At 65.8% G+C, this 20089-nt stretch carries 17 protein-coding genes; 5 read left to right on the top strand and 12 right to left on the bottom strand.

Features of this window, described 5'->3' with window-relative positions; genetic code table 11:
• The 8 genes from murD to mraZ form a co-directional block, all read right to left on the bottom strand.
• Positions 1-1521 (bottom strand): UDP-N-acetylmuramoyl-L-alanine--D-glutamate ligase, encoded by a 1521-nt coding sequence (gene murD / locus D3I60_RS02755; protein WP_262774627.1) that lies wholly within the window; start codon positions 1519-1521, stop codon positions 1-3.
• Complete coding sequence (gene mraY / locus D3I60_RS02760; RefSeq protein ID WP_139469765.1) at positions 1514-2602, bottom strand: phospho-N-acetylmuramoyl-pentapeptide-transferase; 1089 nt, start codon at positions 2600-2602, stop codon at positions 1514-1516. Before mraY ends, murD begins: the two co-directional genes overlap by 8 nt.
• Positions 2599-4065 (bottom strand): UDP-N-acetylmuramoyl-tripeptide--D-alanyl-D-alanine ligase, encoded by a 1467-nt coding sequence (locus D3I60_RS02765; RefSeq protein WP_262774628.1) that lies wholly within the window; start codon positions 4063-4065, stop codon positions 2599-2601. The genes mraY and D3I60_RS02765 overlap by 4 nt, the downstream gene beginning before the upstream one ends.
• A 1-nt stretch (position 4066) precedes the next feature.
• Positions 4067-5638: a UDP-N-acetylmuramoyl-L-alanyl-D-glutamate--2,6-diaminopimelate ligase gene (locus tag D3I60_RS02770; protein ID WP_262774629.1), complete on the bottom strand. Its 1572-nt coding sequence runs from the start codon at positions 5636-5638 to the stop codon at positions 4067-4069.
• Entirely contained in the window at positions 5638-7419 is a 1782-nt protein-coding gene (locus tag D3I60_RS02775; protein WP_262774630.1) for a peptidoglycan D,D-transpeptidase FtsI family protein, read from the bottom strand. Before D3I60_RS02775 ends, D3I60_RS02770 begins: the two co-directional genes overlap by 1 nt.
• A gap of 75 nt (positions 7420-7494) precedes the next feature.
• Complete coding sequence (locus D3I60_RS02780) at positions 7495-8058, bottom strand: hypothetical protein (RefSeq protein ID WP_262774631.1); 564 nt, start codon at positions 8056-8058, stop codon at positions 7495-7497.
• Complete coding sequence (gene rsmH / locus D3I60_RS02785; RefSeq protein ID WP_262774632.1) at positions 8055-9020, bottom strand: 16S rRNA (cytosine(1402)-N(4))-methyltransferase RsmH; 966 nt, start codon at positions 9018-9020, stop codon at positions 8055-8057. The genes D3I60_RS02780 and rsmH overlap by 4 nt, the downstream gene beginning before the upstream one ends.
• 177 nt (positions 9021-9197) lie before the next feature.
• Positions 9198-9629, bottom strand: coding sequence for a division/cell wall cluster transcriptional repressor MraZ (gene mraZ, locus D3I60_RS02790; RefSeq protein WP_039208349.1), 432 nt, complete (start codon positions 9627-9629; stop codon positions 9198-9200).
• A gap of 372 nt (positions 9630-10001) precedes the next feature.
• On the opposite strand from mraZ, the gene D3I60_RS02795 reads away from it, so the two are divergent.
• The 3 genes from D3I60_RS02795 to D3I60_RS02805 are packed head-to-tail and all read left to right on the top strand — an operon-like array spanning position 10002 to position 14780.
• The gene (locus D3I60_RS02795) at positions 10002-10991 is read left to right on the top strand and encodes an AAA family ATPase (RefSeq protein WP_262774633.1); all 990 of its coding nucleotides are present in this window, start codon (positions 10002-10004) and stop codon (positions 10989-10991) included.
• A gap of 4 nt (positions 10992-10995) precedes the next feature.
• Complete coding sequence (locus D3I60_RS02800; RefSeq protein WP_262774634.1) at positions 10996-12255, top strand: DUF58 domain-containing protein; 1260 nt, start codon at positions 10996-10998, stop codon at positions 12253-12255.
• On the top strand, positions 12252-14780 hold the full coding sequence (locus D3I60_RS02805) for a transglutaminase family protein (RefSeq protein WP_262774635.1): 2529 nt from the start codon (positions 12252-12254) through the stop codon (positions 14778-14780). Before D3I60_RS02800 ends, D3I60_RS02805 begins: the two co-directional genes overlap by 4 nt.
• Positions 14781-14960: 180 nt before the next feature.
• Here D3I60_RS02805 and D3I60_RS02810 read toward each other — a convergent pair whose 3' ends face one another.
• From D3I60_RS02810 to dinB, 3 genes are all read right to left on the bottom strand, one after another.
• The gene (locus tag D3I60_RS02810; RefSeq protein WP_262774636.1) at positions 14961-15653 is read right to left on the bottom strand and encodes a YdcF family protein; all 693 of its coding nucleotides are present in this window, start codon (positions 15651-15653) and stop codon (positions 14961-14963) included.
• 49 nt (positions 15654-15702) lie between these two features.
• Complete coding sequence (locus D3I60_RS02815) at positions 15703-16110, bottom strand: DUF3040 domain-containing protein (protein WP_139469756.1); 408 nt, start codon at positions 16108-16110, stop codon at positions 15703-15705.
• Positions 16111-16241: 131 nt separating this feature from the next.
• Positions 16242-17477 carry a DNA polymerase IV gene (dinB, locus tag D3I60_RS02820; RefSeq protein ID WP_262774637.1) on the bottom strand — a complete coding sequence of 412 codons (1236 nt, stop codon included), beginning with the start codon at positions 17475-17477 and terminating at the stop codon, positions 16242-16244.
• Positions 17478-17537: 60 nt separating this feature from the next.
• On the opposite strand from dinB, the gene D3I60_RS02825 reads away from it, so the two are divergent.
• Both D3I60_RS02825 and D3I60_RS02830 read left to right on the top strand, forming a co-directional pair.
• Positions 17538-18083: a hypothetical protein gene (locus D3I60_RS02825; protein ID WP_262774638.1), complete on the top strand. Its 546-nt coding sequence runs from the start codon at positions 17538-17540 to the stop codon at positions 18081-18083.
• Positions 18080-19327 (top strand): polyprenyl synthetase family protein, encoded by a 1248-nt coding sequence (locus D3I60_RS02830; RefSeq protein ID WP_262774639.1) that lies wholly within the window; start codon positions 18080-18082, stop codon positions 19325-19327. Before D3I60_RS02825 ends, D3I60_RS02830 begins: the two co-directional genes overlap by 4 nt.
• A gap of 120 nt (positions 19328-19447) precedes the next feature.
• On the opposite strand, the gene D3I60_RS02835 is transcribed toward D3I60_RS02830, so the two are convergent.
• Complete coding sequence (locus D3I60_RS02835) at positions 19448-19798, bottom strand: Rv2175c family DNA-binding protein (protein WP_262774640.1); 351 nt, start codon at positions 19796-19798, stop codon at positions 19448-19450.
• Positions 19799-20089 lie beyond the last annotated feature (291 nt).

Genomic DNA, 20089 nt, shown 5'->3' on the forward strand with positions numbered 1-20089 from the left:
TCAGCGCTCCAGGTGCGAGTTGACGGCCTCGGCGAAGAGGTCGCCGCGAGTGTTGTAGTTGAGGAACTGGTCCATGCTCGCAGCCGCCGGTGCCAGGAGAACGGTGTCTCCGGCTTCGGCCAGCCGTGCAGCCGCGTCGACGGCGGCCGCCGCGACGGCCTCTCCGCGACGCTTCGGGACTCCGGAGTCCACGGCCAGGGCCGGTTCGATCCGGACGACTTCGAGGTCGGGGATCGTCGCGGCGATGGCCTCACGGAAGGCCGAGTCGTCCGAGCCGATGAGCACGAGTGCCTTGAGCCGTTCGCGGTGGTCGGCGAACAGGGAGGTGAAGTCGGCGCCTTTGGGCAGTCCCCCGGCGATCCAGATGATCGAGTCGAAGGCGGCCAGTGAGGCATTCGCGGCGTGCGTGTTCGTCGCCTTCGAATCATCGACCCAGCGAATGCCGTCTGCTTCGGCGACGGTGACCATGCGGTGGGCGCCGAGCGAATGGCTGCGCAGTCCCGCGGAGATCGCCTGCCCCGGAATGTCGATGGCGCGGGCCAGACAGGCGGCGGCCAGTGCATTGGCGACCTGGTGCGGGGCGGGCCGCGAACCGGAGACTCCGGTGGCGGCCGCCACATCGTCGAGGGAGGCGAGTTCGGCGGCCGATGAGTAGCGCTGAGGGATGAAGGCCCGGTCGACCAACAGGTCTTCGACGACACCGAGCTCGCCGGGGCGAGGCACACCGGTGGTGAAGCCGATGGCCTTGGCCCCTTCGACGACGTCGGCGTCCTCGACCATGTGCAGAGTCACCTCGTCGGCGCAGTTGTACACGCAGGCGAGCTTCGCATTGTGGAAGATCTTCGCCTTGTCCGCCGCATAGGCTTCGGCGCTGCCGTGCCAGTCGAGGTGGTCGGGAGCGATGTTGAGCACGACTGCGGCGTCAGCGCTCATCGACTCCTGCCAGTGCAGCTGGAAGCTCGAGAGCTCGATCGCGAGGATCTCGAGCCCGGGCTCGAGCACCGCTTCGAGCAGCGGGGTGCCGATATTGCCGCAGGCCTTGGCCTTGAGCCCGGCGGCCAGCAGCATCGATTCGAGCATCGTCGTGGTCGTCGTCTTGCCGTTGGTGCCGGTGATGGCGAGCCATTTCGCGTCGTTGGTGCCACGGATCCGCCACGCGAGTTCGACCTCTCCGATGATGGGGATGCCGGCCTGTGCCGCGGCCTCGAGCACGGGCTGGTCCGGGCGCCATCCCGGTGAGGTGACGACGAGGTCGAGTTCGCCCTCGGGCAGAGCTTCGACGTGTTCGGGTCCCCGTCGGATGTCGACGTCGAAGACCTCGAGGATCTGCGCCTTCTCGCTCACATCGGCGGTGGCGTCGCCGTCGATGACGATGACATCGGCACCGCGTTCGCCGAGGTGGACGGCAGCGGGGAATCCCGTCACCCCGAGACCGGTGACGAGGATGCGCAGACCTGCCAGGGACGAGCTCGGTCCATGCAGTGCGGCCGGGATCTCCTTAGTGGTGGATTCGTCAGCCAATGCGCGCCACCCAATCGGCGTAGAACAGGCAGATTCCGGCGATGACGAAGAGGGCTGCGATGATCCAGAACCTCACCACGATCGTCACCTCTGCCCAGCCTTTGAGCTCGAAGTGGTGCTGCAAGGGCGCCATGCGGAACACGCGTTTGCCGGTGGTCTTGAAGGACGCCACCTGGATGATCACCGACAGGGTGATGATGACGAAGAGTCCGCCGAGGACGATGAGCAGCAGTTCGGTGCGCGACATGATCGCCAGTCCGGCGAAGGCGCCGCCGATGGCCAGCGAGCCGGTGTCGCCCATGAAGATCTTCGCCGGAGAGGTGTTGAACCACAGGAAGCCGAAGCAGGCTGCGGCCATGGCGCCGGCGACCATTGCGAGGTCGCGGGGGTCGCGCATGTAGTAGCAGGCGTTCGTGGCCTCGGACATGAGGTTGCAGTTCTGGGTCGACTGCCAGGTGCCGATGACGACATAGGCGGCGAAGACGACCACCGAGGCGCCGGCGGCCAGTCCGTCGAGGCCGTCGGTGAGGTTCACCGCGTTCGAGACAGCGGTGACGATGAGGTTCGCCCAGATGACGAACAGGATGAGGCCGAGGATCGCCGAACCGAAGGCGAGGTCGAGGTTCGTGTCGCGGATGAACGACACCTTCGTCGACGCCGGGGTCTCGCCGAAGGAGTTCGGGAACTGCAGCGCGAGCACGGCGAACGAGATTCCGACGAAGGCCTGGCCGATGAGCTTCGGCATGGGGCGCAGTCCCAGCGACCGCTGCTTCTTGATCTTGATGAAGTCGTCGAGGAATCCGACCACCGCCAGTCCTGCGGCCAGCCACAGCACGAGCAGACCCGACGCTGTGGGCACGGAACCGGTGAACAGGTGTCCGAGCAGGTAGGCGAGCACTGCGGCGCCGATGATGACGACTCCGCCCATGGTCGGGGTTCCGCGCTTGGTCGCGTGCGAGGTCGGACCGTCGTCACGGACGAACTGGCCGTACCCCTTCTTGACGAGCACCCGGATGAACAGCGGTGTCCCGACGAGGGCGAAGATGAGAGCCAGGCAGGCTGCGAGCAGTACGGCAATCATTGGGCCCCCGATACTCCGGCGATTTCATCTCCCAGATAGCGCAGACCGGCATCGCGGGAGGATTTGAACAGAACGATGTCGCCGGGAGCGAGTTCGGCGCTCAGAAGGTCCTTCGCCTCAGCCGCGGTGGCGACCCAAGCCGCCTCGTTTCCCCAGGAGCCTTCGAGGTTCGCAGCGTTGAAGATCGGCTTCGCACCCTCTCCCACGACGATGGTGCGAGTGATGTTGAGGCGCACGACGAGTTCGCCGATGTCCGAATGCGCGGACACCGATTCGGACCCGAGTTCGAGCATCTCGCCGAGCACGGCGAAGGTGCGACGCGGGCTGGTCTCCTCATCACCGCGGCCCATCGAGGCCAGGGTCTTCAGGGAGGCCCGCATGGATTCGGGGTTGGCATTGTAGGCGTCGTTGAGCACGGTCACACCCGACGGCGAATCGATGAGCTCCATCCGCCAGCGACTGGCCGCCGAGGAGGTCGACAGGGTCGTGACGATCGACCTGGCCGCTACGCCGCAGGCGTGGGCGATGGCGGCTGCCGCCAGAGCGTTGCCGACGTGGTGCTCGCCGATGAGCGCCAGACGCACATCGCGGGGCGCCTCACCGGGCAGGGTGAGGGTGAACGTCGGATGACCGGAGGAATCCGTGGACACTGAGGTGCCGCGCACGACCAGGTCGTCGGCACCGACCCATTCGGGCAGGGACTCACGCTGTGAGAACCACAGGGTGGTCACCTCTGGAGCGAGCACCTCGCGCATCGCCGATACGCGGGTGTCGTCGGCGTTGAGCACGGCGGTGGATCCGGCCGTCAGGGACTCGACGAGTTCGGCCTTCGCCCGCGCGGTGTTCTCGATCGAACCGAAGACTCCGGAGTGGGCGGTGCCCACGGCCAGCTCGACGGCGATATCCGGGCGGATGAGGCTCGTCAGATAGGCGAGGTTGCCGATCGACCGAGCGCCCATCTCGAGGACGAGGAAACGGGTGGATTCGACCGCGCGCAGAGCCGTCAATGGGACTCCGACCTCGTTGTTGTAGGAGTTCGGCGGCCACACGGTCTCGGCCTCACCGGAGAGCAGGTCCGCGGCGAGGTCCTTCACCGTGGTCTTGCCGACGGATCCGGTGATCGCAATGACGGTGAGTTCGCCTTCGGCGCGCAGGCCTTCGATGCTGTGCTTGGCCAACTGGCCGAGCGCTTCGGTGGCATCGGCGACGACGACGACCGGCAGCGGCTCATCGTCGATGGTGGGGACGGATTCGCCGATGATCAGGGCCGCTCCCGCCTCGACGGCGGCGGCGGCGAATTCGATGCCGTCGAAGTTCTCGCCTCGGCGGGCGACGTAGATATCGCCGGGTCCGACTTCTCTCGAGTCGGTCACCACACCGGCGGTCAATGGGGTCTCGGGGTCGATGCCGTACAACTCGCCGTTCAGGGCGGTTGCGATTTCGGCTGCAGTCAGTCGCTTCATATCATCTGTGAACTTTACCTGGTTGTGCGCCGCCCAGTCGCATGGACAGCGCTGAGCGTGTCCTGGCCCGGTCGTCGAAATCGGTGACCGTGGTGCCCACGGTCTGGCCTGTCTCATGCCCCTTGCCCGCGATGAGCACGGTCGCCGAGGCATCTGCCTCGACGATCGCCTCGTCGATGGCGGCACCGCGGTCGGGGACCTCGATGATCTTTTTCACACGGGCCCGTCCCGCATCCACCTCGGCGTCGATTCCCTGCCTGATGGCTGCCCGGATCGTGTCGGGATCCTCGGTGCGCGGATTGTCGTCGGTGAGAACGATCACATCGGCTTCGCGTGCCGCCGCCTGACCCATGCCGAAGCGCTTGCCGCGGTCGCGGTCGCCTCCGGCGCCGAAGACGATGATGAGCTCGTCGGAGTCGGCGTGGAGCGTCGCCAGCGCCTTCGCAATTGCGTCGGGAGTGTGCGAGTAGTCGACGATGGCCCGCGGCAGGATCTCCGGGTGGGATTCGCTCAGCGCCCGCGGACCGGAGACATCGATGATCTCCATCCGTCCGGGCACCGTGGCCACGAAGCTCCGGCCGATCGCATCGATCTCTTCGGCACTGACGCCGGCCTCGATGAGCATCGAGGCTGCCAGGGCCGTATTCGTGACGTTGAAATCGCCCGGCAGCGGTGAGCGGAGCCGGATGCTCTCCCCGTCGTCGAGGTGGAGTACGAAGTCCGATTCGCCCGGGGTGTGCTCGATGCGCCACTGGCTGCGTTCGTCTCGTCCCAGCGTGCGCACGGGCACCTGTGCAGCCTCCGTCATCCGCTCGCCCCACTCGTCTTCTACGACGATGACGGCCTTGTCGGAGAATGTGCGGGTGAACAGCTGGGCCTTCGCCTCGAAGTACTCCTCCATCGTGTTGTGGAAGTCGAGGTGATCCTGGGACAGGTTCGTGAACCCGGCGACGCTGAAGTGAGCCCCGTCGACGCGGTGCTGGCTGAGCGCGTGGGAGGAGACCTCCATCGCACAGGTGTCGACCTCGGCCGCGCGCATCTTCGCGAACAGGGCGTGCAGTTCGGGGGCCTCCGGAGTCGTACGCACGCTGGGCACCGTATCGCCGGCGATGAGGATGGCGACAGTGCCGATGACGGCGGTGCGGTGGCCCAGTGCCGCGAGCATCCCGTCGGCCAGGTAGGTCGTCGTCGTCTTCCCGTTCGTTCCCGTGACTCCGATGAGCTCCGGCACCGAGGTGGTCCCGTAGACGGCAGCGGAGACGAACCCGAGCACGGCGCGGGGTGCTTCGACGATGAGAGCGGTGACTCCGGCGAGCAGGTCTCGGTCTGCCTCGTCCGTGCTCAGCGCTTCGGTGATGAGGCGCCAGCCGGCGTCGTCGGTGAGGAGGGCGTCGACACCGGCGCGGATCAGCTCGGGGGCGAACTTCGCACCGTGGACGTTCGCTCCCGGCAGGGCGGCGTAGAGCTGACCGGGTGAGACCGCACGCGAGTCATGGGAGACTCCGGTGACCTCTGTCTCGGGGTCACCGTGGAGGGTTCCGGGTGCGATCGGCAGCAGCTGTGAAAAGCGCATCATTTCCATTCTCGGGCGGGCAGGTCGGGCTTCTGCGTCGACGGTGGGATCTTGAAATGCCGCATGGCGAAGCCCGCGACATCGGAGAACACGGGGGCTGCGGCCTGTCCACCGTAGTAGCCGTTCCGAGGACGTTGCAAAGTCACGGAGATCGCGAATTCGGGATCTTCGGCGGGCAGGACGCCGACGAAGGAGGCGGTGTATCCGTCATAGCCTCCGCCCTCGGCTGCCGGTGCCTGCGCGGTGCCGGTCTTTCCTGCGACTCTGTAGCCGGAGACCTGGGCGGACTTGCCTGTGCCTTCGGCGACGACACCTTCGAGCATCCGCAGGGTCTCGTCGGCGGCCTTCTTGCTGACGACGCGTTCCTTCTCTCCTGCGGGGGTGGAGATGGTGCGTCCGTTCGGGGAGATCATTCCGTCGACGAGACGGGAGGGCACGTGGACTCCCCCATTGGCGATGGTGGAGATGACGTCGGTCGTCTGGATCGCGTTCGCGGCCACACCCTGACCGAACATCACGGTGTACTTCGTACGTCCGTCCCACTCCTCGTACGGATGCAGGATGCCCGAGGTCTCGGCCGGGAAGTCGATTCCCGAACTGGTGCCGAAGCCGAACTTCTTCATGTATTCGTAGCGCTGGGCCTCGGTGAGTTCCTTGCCCGCCAGCACGGTGCCGGTGTTCGAGGATTGGGCGAGGATTCCGGCGAAGGTGAGCTTCTCGTCGGGGTGCTCGTGGGAGTCGCGGAACTCCTCGTCGTTCGGTGCCTTCCACTTGTCCGGGACGGTGAACTTCTGTTCGGGAGTGACGAGTCCCTGGTCGAGCAGCGCTGCGGCGGTGACCATCTTCGCGGTCGAACCGGGCTCGAACATGTCGGTGAAGATGCGCGAACCGCGGTCGGGGCCGTCGACCTTGCCCGGGGAGTTCGGGTCGACGGTGGGAGCATCCGCGGCGGTGATGATGCGTCCCGTCTTGATCTCTTTGATGACGATCGACGCGGATTCGGCTTCGTGCTTCTTCCGCTGCTCTTCGATGGCCTGCTGTGCGTAGTACTGCATCGCCGGGTCGATCGTCGTCTGCAGGCCCTGGCCGTCGACGGCGTCCTTCATGTTGTTGTCGCCGAGCGGGATGATCTCTCCGCGTGCTCCGCGTTCGTACTGCTGCTGGCCGTCCTGACCCGACAGCTGTTCGTCATAGGCCGATTCGAGACCGGCCTGGGCCGTGCCGTCGGAGCTGAGGAACCCGACGAGGTTGCCGGCGACTCCGCCGGCAGGGTATGAGCGCACCGAGTACTCCTCGGCGGAGATGCCGAGGACCTCGAGCTTCTTCACCGCACGCCAGGTCTCCGAGGTCAGCCCCTTCGCAACGGGGTTCCATCGCTTGTCGCCGACGAGTTTCGGATAGAGGACACCGGGGTCGGTCTTCAGCGGCTTCGACAGGGCTTCGGCTGCACCCCAGGCTCCGACGAGCTTGCCGTCGACTTCGTACTGGGCGACGTTCTGCTGATCGACGACGAGCTGGTAACGGGAGACGCTGTCGGCGAGCACGGTGCCGTCGGCAGCCAGGATCTGTCCGCGGTCGGCCGGCAGGGTCCGGGTGACCAAGCGATTCGACAGCGCCTTCTCCGCCAGCTTCATCGAATCCATACCCTGGATGGATACGAGGCGAACGGAGGTGATGAGGAGGACGAGGACCGACACTGCGGCGATGAAGCCCATCCGCCAACGCAGATCGGGGCCACCGCCCTTGCGCTTCTTCTTCAGTCGGGTCTTGGCTGGGCCCATAGCGTGAGTCCTCGGTCCTTGGTGTGGTCGGCGAATGTGTCGGTCAGGCCGTTCCCTGGTCCCGGTGAGCTCGGACTACTTCGGCGCCTCCTGGCTCGGAGCCGCCACGTCCTGGCTCGGGCTGCCCCCGACGACCGGGAGCTTCTCATCCGATCGTAGATTGGGTCGGATGTCATCACGTGTATCGGCGCGCGGGCCGGGCACGACTGTGGGCTCTTTCTCACCGCTGACGTCGATTCCGGGGGCGTCGATCATCTTTCCGGTCTTCGCGTCGAGGAATTCCGGTGAGGAATCACGGACGAGGCCGAGCTCTTCGGCGGCCAGGGCGATGTTCTGCGGGGACTCACGGTACGAGTTGTCTTCGACGAGGCGGTCCTTCTGCTCGGCCAGTGCCTCCTTCTCACTCGTCAGCTGGTCGACCTTGTATGAGGTGTTGGCAACGAAGATATTGAGCAGCAGCACGGCCACGAGGGTGGCGAGGAGGATCCCCACGCACAGCATGGAGAAGGGCAGACGGGACTTCGGCAGTTCGAACTTGAGCAGCCGCAGCCGGGGACCGGTCTGGCCGCCGGCCTCCTCGGATCGACGGGGTCGCGGGCTGAAGTCGGGCTGACCTGCTCTTGCCGAGGAATTGCTCACGATCGTGCCTCCCTGATCTTCTGCACTGCCCGCAGCCGGACGCTGGCCGCCCGCGGGTTTGTCTCTGCTTCGTACTCATCAGCCATTTCGGCGCCCCGGATGATCTCCTTCAGCCAGGGCTGGTGCTCTTCGGGCACGACCGGCAGGTCCGGCGGTGCCGATGACGTGGTGGCAGCTCGGAAGGTCTTCTTGACGATCGTGTCCTCCAGGGACTGGTAGGACTCGATGACGGCCACTCCCCCGACGTGCAGCGCGTCCAATGCCGCAGGCAGTGCGGTGCGCAGCACGCCGAGTTCGTCGTTGACCTCGATGCGCAGTGCCTGGAATGTGCGTTTTGCGGGGTGGGACTTCTTCTTCGTCTGCGGAATCACTCGCGAGAGCATGGCCGCGAGCTGGTCCGAGGTCTCCCACGGGGTGTCGGTCCGGTCGGTGACGATGATCTTCGCGATCCTGCCCGCCAGCTTCTCCTCTCCGTATTCGCGGAGGATGCGGCGCAGCTCGGATTCGGAGTAGGTCGCGAGCACTTCTGCTGCGGTGAGTTCCTGGGTGCGGTCCATGCGCATGTCCAGAGGTGCGGGGCGGGAGTAGGAGAATCCGCGCTCGTCTTCGTCGAGCTGCAGGGACGAGACTCCCAGATCGAGCAGGATCGCGCTGATCTCTGAGATGCCGAGGTCGTCGAGGACCTCGGGCAGTTCGTCATCGACTGCGTGGACGATATCGGTGCGGTCGGCGAAGGGGGCCAGGCGTTCGGTGGCGATGGAGATGGCCTGCAGGTCACGGTCGATGCCGACGAGGTGGACGTCGGGGAAGGCGCGGAGCACGGCTTCGGAGTGCCCTCCCATTCCCAGCGTGCCGTCGACGACGACCGGAGTGAGTCCGGCAGTACGTGCGGCGTCGACACCGACGCCGATGAGTTCGACCACGCGCTCGAGGAGCACCGGTACGTGCTGCTGAGCTGTCATGCGTGAGTCCTTCGTCAGTGGGTGTCTGGGGCGTGTGCCGCAGGTGCGCTGCTGGAGCCAGAACCTTGACCGCCGTGGCCCTGCCACCGGGGAAGTGTGTCAGGACGTCCGAGCTTCGGAAACGGGGAAGTTCCCCGAAACTCGAGCACGGCGGGCAAGGATCAAACCCGAGCAGAATCAGATCACTCCGGGGATCACCTCCTCTTCGCGTTCGGCGAAGGCCTGCTGAGCGCCGACGAGGTAGTCCTCCCAGGTCGGTGCATCCCAGATCTCGACTCGGTTGCCCATGCCGATCACTGCGACTTCCCGATCGAGTGATGCGTACTGCCGCAATATGTTCGGGACCGTGATGCGTCCCTGTTTGTCCGGTTGGTCCGCAAACGCCGCCGACAGGAACACACGCTGGTAATCGCGGGCTTCCTTATTCGTCTTCGGCGCGTTCTGGATTCGCGCGTGCTCGGCTTCGAACTCCGTGGTGGGGAACAGGGTGAGGCAGTTCTCCTGACCACGGGTCAGAACGAGTCCGGGCGACAGCTCCTCGCGGAACTTTGCGGGCAGGATGAGGCGACCTTTGTCGTCGAGCTTCTGCATATGAGTGCCCAAGAACATGTCGTCTCACCCCTTTCGAAACCCATCGGCTCCGATAGCAACCACAGTACTCCACTTCCCTCCACATATTCCAGCTTTTCGCCCCAACGATGCTCCAGACTCATTGTTTTCCCAGGTCAAATAGGTGGAGGAAAGTGGGGAAAATTTCTCGAAGGCGCGTCGCAGGAGTGTCGGACGCGGGAAGAACGGCGGATCTGCGAAGGCGGTGGGCCGCCTCGGCGAGGAGGTTGGAGACGGCACAGATCCGCGAGAATCCGGGGATCACGGGCGATACCCGTGCCGAGGTGGAGGCGAGTGGGGAGGAGAAGGGAGTGACGAAGCTGAAAGAAACTCGTGTGGCTGGGGTGCGGGCTTTAAGGGACAATGGAGGGTATGTCGACCAGCCAAGTAGGTACACAGACCAATTCCGTGATCGGCGCCGAACACATCGAGTGGGTGCAGAACCTGACCTCGCGGGCACGCACCGCGATGAACTCGGTGCTCGAGGGCAAGGATGAGGCCGTCGGGCTCTCGCTCATCGCACTGCTCGCCGGCGGACATGTCCTCCTCGAAGACGTCCCCGGCGTCGGCAAGACCCTGTTGGCCCGTGCCATGGGCAAGGTCGTCGACGGTTCCGTGCGACGCATCCAGTTCACCCCGGACCTGCTGCCCACCGACGTCGTGGGTGTGAACCTGTTCAACCAGGAGACTCGTCACTTCGAGTTCCGACAGGGACCGGTGTTTGCGAACATCGTCATCGCCGACGAGATCAACCGCGCGTCCCCGAAGACGCAGTCGGCGATGCTCGAGTGCATGGCCGAAGGTCAGGCGACGATCGACGGGCAGACCTATCCGATGCCCACGCCGTTCATCGTCGTCGCCACTCAGAATCCGATCGACATGGAGGGCACCTACGCTCTGCCCGAGGCGCAGCGAGACCGCTTCCTCACCCGCATCTCCCTGGGATATCCGGCGACGTCCGATGAGGTCGATCTGCTGGACAACCAGATCCAGAACGATCCCCTCGAGACCGCTGCCGCGGTGACGAACCTCGAACAGATCACTCAGGCCCGCACCATCGTCCGCCATGTCTCCGCCAGCCGGCAGCTGCGCGAGTACATCGTGGCGATCCTCCATGCCACCCGCAACGATCAGGCGATCCTGCTCGGCAGCTCCCCGCGCGGCGGCGTCCATCTGCTGCGGGCGGCGAAGGCCCGCGCGGCACTGTCGGGGCGCACCTTCGTCACGCCCGACGATGTGCAGGCTCTGGCCCCGTACATCCTCGCCCACCGCATCATCCCCCGCGACGGAGACGACGCAGACCTGGCTGCCGACCTCATCGGTCGGGTGCTGTCCCGCGTGCCCGTCTCGGCGAACCAGTGACCGCATGCGACTGAGCACTTCGGGCATCATCTTCGTCCTGGCCGGGGCGGCCCTGATCATCACGGCCTACCGCTTCGCGCTGCCCGGCCTGCTGCCGGCTGGTCTGCTGCTGCTCGGCCTGGTCCTGCTCTCGGCGCTGCTCATCCTGTGGGGCACCCGTCGGGTGTCGATCGCGATGAGCACGAACCTCCCCGAGGTGGCGCTGTCTCCTTCGGGAGACCGCTACCCGCTGGCCGCCGAAGGCAAAGAGGTCGAAGTCCAGGCGCGCGTGACCAATGTCGGCCAGCTCGCGATTCCCGCCGCGACGATCGATTTCACTCCGGCCGAGGGATTCGGCGACTCCACCTCCGGTGATGTCCCGGCTCTGTCCCATGGGGCGTCGCAGACGGTGCTGACGTCGTTCACCCCCAATCGCCGCGGTGTCTCCGGGATCGATGCGGTCCTCATCACTGTGTTCGGTCCCTTCGGCCTGGTGAAGATGAAGAAGAAGGCCCACGGAGCCTTTCCCGTGGCCGTGTCCGTGCCGATCCTGCCTGCGCGCATCCCGCAGGATTCGTCGATTCGACCCTCCCGCCTCGACGACGGCAAGGTCCGCGCCGGACACACCACTCGGGACTTCCACACACGTGAGTACGTGCCCGGCGATGATCTGCGGCATGTGCATTGGCCCTCGACGGCGAAGTCCGGCGAGCTCATGGTCCGGCACGAAGCCGATGAGGAGACGCTCCATTCGCTCATCCTCATCGATCTCGTCGCCGATGAGGGCGCCGAGGAGCCGAGCGACCTCGAGATCGAGTTCCTGCTGGCCGCGGCGATCGCGGCCGGAACCGCGTTCCTCAAAGCTGATTACGAAGTCAATGTCGTCGCTCCCGGACACCAGATCAGATTCAAAGGAGCCCGCGAGATCGACAAGCTGCGTCTGCTCTCCGCCCTTGTGCGCCCGGGCAGGGTCGAACTGCCCTCGCACGACAACCCCAACCACATCGTCATCTGCTCCGTCGGCGATCAGCGCGGGCAGGAACTCGCCTCGCACTTCTCTCGCCGTGTGCCGGTGACTCTGCGCACGCTCAGCGAGATCGACGATCTGACGATGCTCGGTCTCAGCGAGGACCTGCCGGAGTCGTGGACGACGTTCGAGTCCGAGCGCTCTCGCCGCGGCACCGGTCGGACCTCGGCCGAGCCCGGACCGGGAACTGCCGGCGCCGGCAGCGCGTCCGCTGCTCCGGGTGGTGCGAGCTCGACTCCGCAGGGGGTGCGCCGATGAGTCTGAATACTCCTGACACACGTCCACGCGGAGCCGATGCCGAGTCTCCGGAGAACGACCATTCGGGTCCCGTGGCGACGGGCGATGAGCGTCCGAGCACGGGCTGGCTCGAGGCGATCGTCGTCTTCGTCGCCATGGCTCTGACCGCTGTCGCCGTATCGGCAGTGTTCAAGGACTTCGCCTGGGTCTCGCCCGTCCTGGTCGCCGTCGCCGTCGTCGTCATCGTCGGCGCCGTGTTCCGGACCGTTCCGGCACTGCGTTCGACCGGAACCGCGGTCATCGCCCAGTGCGTGGCCGGTCTCATCGCGGTCTTCATCGTCTGCGCCGGGGATTCGCTGCTGCTCGGGTTCATCCCGACCGGTGAGTCCTTCGGAACGGTGATCGATCTCCTCTCCGAGGGGGTCAGCGACCTCTACGCGACCGCTCCCCCGGCGGCGAGCACACCGGGCTTCATCGCGATGCTCACGATCGCCTTCACCCTCATCACGATCCTCATCGACGGCCTCGTCTCGGATCTGCGGGCACCGAAGGTCGGCGGTGTGCTGCTGCTCGTGCTGTGGATGATCCCCGTCTACTTCGCCGCGCAGGAGGTGAAGTGGTGGCACATCGTCGCGATCCTCGCGGCGTTCCTGCTGCTCATGCTCAGCCCCTATCTGCCCGCGACCCGGTGGCGCGGAGGAATGACGGCGGTCCTCGCCGGAGCTCTGGCTCTGGCGATCGGCATCGGCCTGCCCCTTCTGCTGCCCCCGGTGCCCACCCTGCCCGACCGGGCCTCGAAGGGCCAGGGCGACCTGACGGTGACGAACCCATTCCTCAACCTGCGCCAGAACCTCGGCGACCGGGATGATAAGACGCTGTTCAGCTACCAGACGACGGACGAAGACGCGGATCCGATCCGGTTGACCTCGATCGATGACTTCGACGGTGAGAACTGGGCACCGAGCCCGTTCAGCCTCGATCCCTTCGCGATCGCCGCCGACGGAATGCCATGGCCCGCGGGGATGCCGCGGGACAAGAACTTCAAGGAGCAGACGATCAGCGTCGCCGTCGGCGACAGCTACGACCAGCAGTATCTGCCGTCTCCGTATGCTCCGCAGCAGCCGAAGGATCTGAGTCGTCGGTGGATCTTCGACGAGAAGACCCTGACGGTCGTCGGCAACGGTGAGAAGACCGGTGGACTGCAGTATACGATGGACTATCTGTCCCCTAATCCCGACGTCGAGGATCTGCAGTCGGCGACTCCGGTGTCCGAGAGCGACTTCGAGACCGAACTCGCCGTCCCCGATTCCCTGCCGGCCAGTGTGAAGGAGACCGCAGAGCGGGTCACCGCCGATGCGGATAACCAGTGGGAGGCCGCAGTCATGCTGCAGGCGTACTTCCGCGGCGGCGATTTCGAGTATTCGCTCGATGCTCCCGAACGAGCCAGCGGCGACGCGATCTCGGACTTCCTGGCCGATAAGCAGGGCTACTGCGTCCAGTTCTCCTCGGCCATGACGATCATGGCCCGGACGATGGGAATTCCGGCCCGCATCGGCGTCGGATACGCCGGCGGGGACGAAGCCGAGAACGGCGTCGACGTGAGCATGCAGGATTCGCATGCCTGGCCGGAACTCTACTTCGAAGGTGCCGGCTGGGTGCGCTTCGAACCCACCCCCGGCGGTCCCGCCGGAGATCCGCCGAAGTGGACTCTCGCCGATGGCGCCGACCAGCAGGAGGAGGGCGACGAGTCGGAGTCTGCGAGCCCGAGCGAAGAGCCGACCGAATCTGCTTCGCCGACCGGTGGTTCCGAAGAGCCCACCGAGGAGGAGACGAGCACTCAGGCCGCAGAGCCGGCCGGTTCGAACCTGGGCACTGTCATCGGCATCGCAGCGATCGTGCTCGTCCTGCTGCTGCTCGCCGCCCTGCCCGCGATCTGGCGTTCGATCCTGCGCTCGCGCAGGACGAAGGATCCGCAGAATCTCGAAGCGGTGTGGACAGAGGTCCGTGCTCTGGCCACCGACTACGGTCAGAGCTTGGATTCGAGTCGGACGCTGCGCTTCAACGAGCTCGTGCTCGCCGGTGCCGTCCCAGCAACCGGTGCTGCCGGTGCCTCCAGCGGCGGGGCTGCGGATGCTTCGAGCGCGGCCGGTACGGATGCCGACTCCACGGCGCCGGAGATCGATCCGGACACCGGCGAACCGATGCGAAAGTCCGCCGCCGAGGCGGCTGCCGGTTCCGGTGCCGCCGTACAGAACGCAGAAGCCGCCGGTTCCTCGACCTTCGACCATTCGGATGAACGGCTGCGCCGTCTGAGCAGTCCGGCCCCGTCGCGTCCGTCAGAGTCGGGTCATGATGACTCTGCGCTGGGAGCGTTCGTCGATGCCCTCGAAGCCCAGCGCTACGGCGCCGCTCCCGAGGCGCTCGATGACTCGGAGGTACGTGCGCTCGTCGACGAAGTGAGGACGGACTTGTCGGAGCGGGCCACGCCGGGCAGTCGGATCTCTGCGAAGATCTGGCCGGCCAGCCTGTTCAATCGTCCGAAATGACGATGAGCTGTCGATCCTGGCCTCTACCTGACGATCCTGGCCGGTGAGCGAAGAGGCGGTCCTGTGGGCCGCCTCTTCGCTTCCTCATCCTCCACGACAGACTCGCCGCTCTCTCTTACTCGCGAAGCGGCTCGTCGCAGTCTCTGAGAGCCTGGGAGCTCAGCGCGAGAGCGTGGGATCTCAGTGCCCTGCCGCGTGTTTCGCGTTCTCTCGATCGAGTACGCGCAGGGCGAGCAGGCCGCGCACGGCGGCGATGGTCTTCACCAGCGGATGTTCTCCGAACCGGTAGTCTCCCCCGCGGACCAGTCGTCGTGCAAGGTCCGGGCGCATCTGCCACAGGTGGTCACGGGCTTTCTCGGCATGATGGGAGTTCGAGACGATGCTGATCGTTGTGGCCGGGGTGAGTTCGCGGTCGATGATGGGGATCGCGTTGGCGATGTTCTCCCACGTCGTTGTGCTCTTCCCTTCCAGCACAGTTCGGCCGGTGAAGCCGAGTTCGTCCCGGGCGAAGCGTTCGAGGATGCGGGCCTCCGGTGTTCGTCCTGTGACGGCCCCTCCGCAGAAGATGAGGAGGGTCGACCGGGCTGTCGGATCGATCGACCGCAGACCCGCGCGGACCCGAAACCGGTTGATTCCGTTCGGTCGCTGACCGCGGTTGGCAAATCCGAGGACGATGATGATCTGGTCACTGTCGGCTGTGGTCAGGGTCCGAGCGTCTGGACTCGACCGCCGGTCGCTCCGTGGTCGCCGGTCAGCAGAGGCATCACAGTCTCCCAGCCGACGGCGGCTCGAACGCCAGTGGGCCGCCTCGGCGAAGGCGAAGACGACGGCAAAGACACCAAGGACAGAACCGGCGAACACGCGGACCGGCATTGAAAAAGGCACCCTCATGTCGAGAGTGCCTTGATCGCCCTGAGCAGGATCATTCGCCGCGCTGGCGCTTCTCCCACCGGTCTTCCATTCGGCTCATGAACCCGGAGTTGCCCTTGGCACCGGTCTTCGCTCCGGAGTTCCGAGAGTCCGTCTGAGTGGTGTGCACATGGCCGGGACGGCTGAACGCCCAGTACATTCCGGCGACCATGAGACCGAAGCCGACGACGCCGAGAGCGATCCACCAGGCGGAGCTGGAGACGAGCGAGATCGCGAGGATCGTCGCGGCCAGCCCGGCGAGTGCGATGAGGATACCGAGGACGAAGCGCTTCGCCGAGAACCCGGGACCCGTGGCAGCGGCCTGGGTTTCCGAGATATTCCGGGCAAAACGAGGGTCTTCACTGCGCAGCTGCTTCTCAAGTTGATCCAACAGCTGCTGTTCGTGATCGGAGAGTGGCATCTCGAACCCCCGTTTCGCTTCCCAAGTCTTTCCCCTAATCATAGTCTCTGAGGGCCGAAAAAACATCTCCGGGGGCCGTCAGGAGCCGGATTCCCACGGGGTCTTCAGACTGTGCTCCCGCTCACCCGCTCTCAGGCCTCGGGGCGTTTGCGCAGAAGCGAGGCCTGCGAGATCGCTTCGCTGCCGAATCGCCGCCTCACCTCGTCGAGGGCGACCTCGGCTTCACGTCCGGAATGTTCTGGTTCGTCCAAGGTGGCCTGCCGTCCGGTGACGGCGAAATCGCTGAGGCCGGCGGCTCGGACGCCGAGCAGCCTGACTCCCTGGGAGCGCTGCTCACGCAGTTTGCGCAGAGCCGGGCGCAGCGCCTCGTACATCTCCCGGGCCAGATCCGTCGGCGCCGAAAGAGTCACCGACCTCGACAGAGTCGTGAAGTCGCCGAGGCGGTACTTCAGTCCGAGGCTTGTGGCGACCTTTCCTTCTGCGCGGACTCGGTAGGCGACCTTGTCGGCGAGGCGCAGCAGTTCGTGTTCGAGAACGGCGACGTCCCAGATGTCCTCGCCGAAGGTGTTCTCAGCACTGATCGAGTGTTCTTTGGCCTGTTGATCGAAGCCGGACGAGTCCTGACCGTGGGCAGCTCGCCACAGCTGATGGCCGTGCGCACCGAAGACGCGTGCGGCCCAATCCTCGTCGACGGCGGCGAGGTCGCCGATGAGGCGGATTCCATAGCGGAAGAACCCTTCCTGCGTCTTCTCCCCCACCCCGGGCAGGGCTTCGATCGGCATCGGGTCGAGGAACTGCTGGGTCGCGGCCGCGGGCACGAGCAGCTGGCCGTTCGGCTTCGCCCTCGTCGAGGCGAGTTTGGCCACGACGCGACTGACGGCGATGCCCACCGAGGCGCTCAGACCGGTGCGCTCCTGGATCTGGGCTCGCAGCTGCGTGGTGATCTCCACCGGGGTGCCGAGCCGGCGCACGGCTCCGGAGACGTCGATATAGGCTTCGTCGACGCTGACCTGCCGAACGTCGGGGGTCACCTCGGCGACGAGCTCGAAGACTTGGCGGGAGTACGAGGAATACAGGCCGTGGGAAGGCGGGATCACCTCGGCGACGGGGCACAGGTTCATGGCCCGCGACATCGGCATCGCCGCATGCACTCCGAACTCGCGGGCTTCATAGCTGGCCGAGACGACGACTCCGCGTCCGCTGCGTCCGCCGACGATGACAGGGCGGCCGACGAGATGCGGGCGACTGAGCAGCTCGACGGAGACGAAGAACGAGTCCATGTCGAGGTGGAGCATGGTGGCACCGGTGTCGTCCGTGCCCAGACGGCTCAGATCACCTCCGGATCGTGCCAGCTGCTTCCGACTCATCGCCTGCCCCTCGCGCTTGTTCCTTTCGGCTCCGCCGAACAGTCCAGGTACTCTTGAAGCATGGTATCGCGCACCGCTGTCATGACACTGCCCATTGTTGCCGCGCTCGCTCTCGCGGGCTGCTCGGGAAACGGTGGAGACAAGGCCGAATCGACGCCTTCGGCTTCTCAGGAGGCCTCGACCTCCGCGTCCCCGGCCGAGTCCGAGACCGCCTCGGCCGAAGCATCGACCGAGGCCACAGGCTCGGACCCCGATACATCGAACGATGTGAAGGATCTGCCCGAGTACATCAAGCCGTACCCGGATTCCGAGGTGCTCTCCGCGTCGAGCGTCAAGGCTCACAACGACAAGGACAAGAAGCTGCCCGAACAGGTCAGCCTCGTCGTCAGGGCGAAGGCCGATGCCAAGGACATCTTCGAGTTCTACGAGAAGGAACTCGGCAAGGCGGACTTCGAACGCCTCGGCGAAGAGGTGAAGACGAAGAGCGCCCGCGTGGTCAACTTCAAGCACAAGGACAATGACAGCGTCCTCGTCGTCACGGTCGCCGAGGATTCGGAGGACAAAGCGAATTCGATCGTGACCGTCGGCGGAAACATCGGTTCATGACCTCGCACAGATCAGGGATGACCGGCGACGCCCCTGAGCCCGGCCCGTCCACAGCACCCGGCTCGGCCGATGCCCCTCCCGCCCTCGTCGAGTTCCTCGACTCTCCCGAGTCCATCGCTGCCGAGGTGTCCGCCCAGCTGGAGGCCTTCCTCGCTGAGAAGGCTGCCGAGTTCGAGGCGATCTCACCCGATGCGACAGCGATCGGCGACGCGCTCATCGAGTTCACCCGCGGCGGCAAGAGGATCCGTCCCGTCCTGCTGTGGTGGGGCTTCCAGCTCGCCGGCGGTGACGTCCGCGCCGGCGCGGCAGGCGAGACCACAGCCGACCGGACAGCCGGCTCCGCAGCCGACGTCACCGCGGGTCTGGCGCAGGCGGCCGGTTCGCTCGAGCTGCTCCACGCCGCCGCTCTCATCCATGATGATGTCATCGACAATTCGGACACCCGTCGAGGCCGGCCGGCCCTGCACCGACAGTTCGAGGCCCGCCATCAGCGCTCCGGCTTCCATGGCGACGGCGCGTCCTTCGGCGTCTCCGCTTCCATCGTCATCGGCGATATCTGCCTGGCGCTGAGCGAGGAGCTCTTCGAACGATCGCAGGAGGCCCTGGGCAACAGCCGCACGGCCCTCGAGCTGCGCGGAACAGTGCGCCGAGATGTCATGGTCGGCCAGTACCTCGACGTACTCGCCGAGGTCATCCCCCTCGGCGACGACCGGATCGCAGATCGGGCGTGGGAGGTGCTGAGCTATAAGTCCGCGAAGTATTCGGTCGAGCAGCCGCTCCTTCTCGGCGCGGCCCTGGCCGGAGCGGGATCTGAACAGCTGCAGGAGATCTCCGCTTTCGGCCTCCCCCTCGGACAGGCGTTCCAGCTGCGCGACGATGTGCTCGGCATCGCCGGTGACCCCGAGGCCACCGGCAAACCCGCCGGCGACGATATCCGGGAGGGCAAACGGACCGTGCTCATCGCCGAGACCGCGGCCCGGATCTCGGCCGACCAGCTCGAGGTCCTCGCCACGCGGTTGGGCGATCCGGACCTCAGCGACGCCGAGGTGACCGAATGCGTTGAGATGATCACGGACTCGGGCGGACTCGCGGCCGTCGAATCCTTCATCGATGCCAAACACGCACAGTCGACCGCCGTCCTCGACGGCTGGCTGGAAGAGGCTTCGACGGTCACAGCTATCGGCGATCTCGCTCATGCCCGATTGCACGGATTCGCCACAGCTCTCAGCTACCGCAACAGCTGAGCCCGCGAACCGCACCAGCTGAACCCGTCGGAGCTCCAGCTGAGCCCCTCGGATAAGGGCGCTGACGACTGGACGCGCTCACGAAGACGTGGGCTAGCCACACGGAGAGGGCAGCCCAGATCAGAACGCGAGGGCCTGAGCGCGGCGACGCACTTCCTTCTTGTTACCCGAGCGAAGCAGGTCGATGGGTCGGCCGGGCAGGGACTCGTCATAGGTGAAGAGCCACACGATGGCTTCTTCGTAGTCGAATCCGGCGTCGTAGAGGGTGTGCAGGGTGCCTTTGAGCGGTTTGACGACCTCGCCGTCAACGAAGAAGGCCGACGGAACCCGCAGAACCTTCGGATTGCCGATCTTGATTCCGCAGATGGCGCCGTCTTCGAGCAGCCTCCGCACCTGGGAGATGCCGAGCCCGGTGAGCTCTGCGATGTCGGGCAGCGGGGCCCAGTCCTGGACGAGTTCTTCGGTATTCACGCCCTCAAGCGTAGCAATATTCGGCAGAAACACCCCGCCATGCGGTGCCGAATGCTCGGGTCGGGCCCGGCTACTCGTTAGGCTGGAGACCGTAGCTTCCCCACTCGACATGAAGTCAACAGGTGACAGATGACACGACCGCGACGGCACAGGCCCGTCACCGCCGCTCCTGACATCCGCGCCGCATCGAAGGTGAATTCGACCGGTCCGATCCCAGGAGCCGAACGGGTCGACCCCGAAAACGACTCCCCCACCGAGGTCGCCCCCACCACCGAATCCCCCGACGAGTAT

The sequence above is a fragment of the Brevibacterium permense genome (genome assembly GCF_025506275.1).
In the GTDB taxonomy this organism is placed as follows: Bacteria; Actinomycetota; Actinomycetes; order Actinomycetales; family Brevibacteriaceae; genus Brevibacterium; species Brevibacterium permense_A.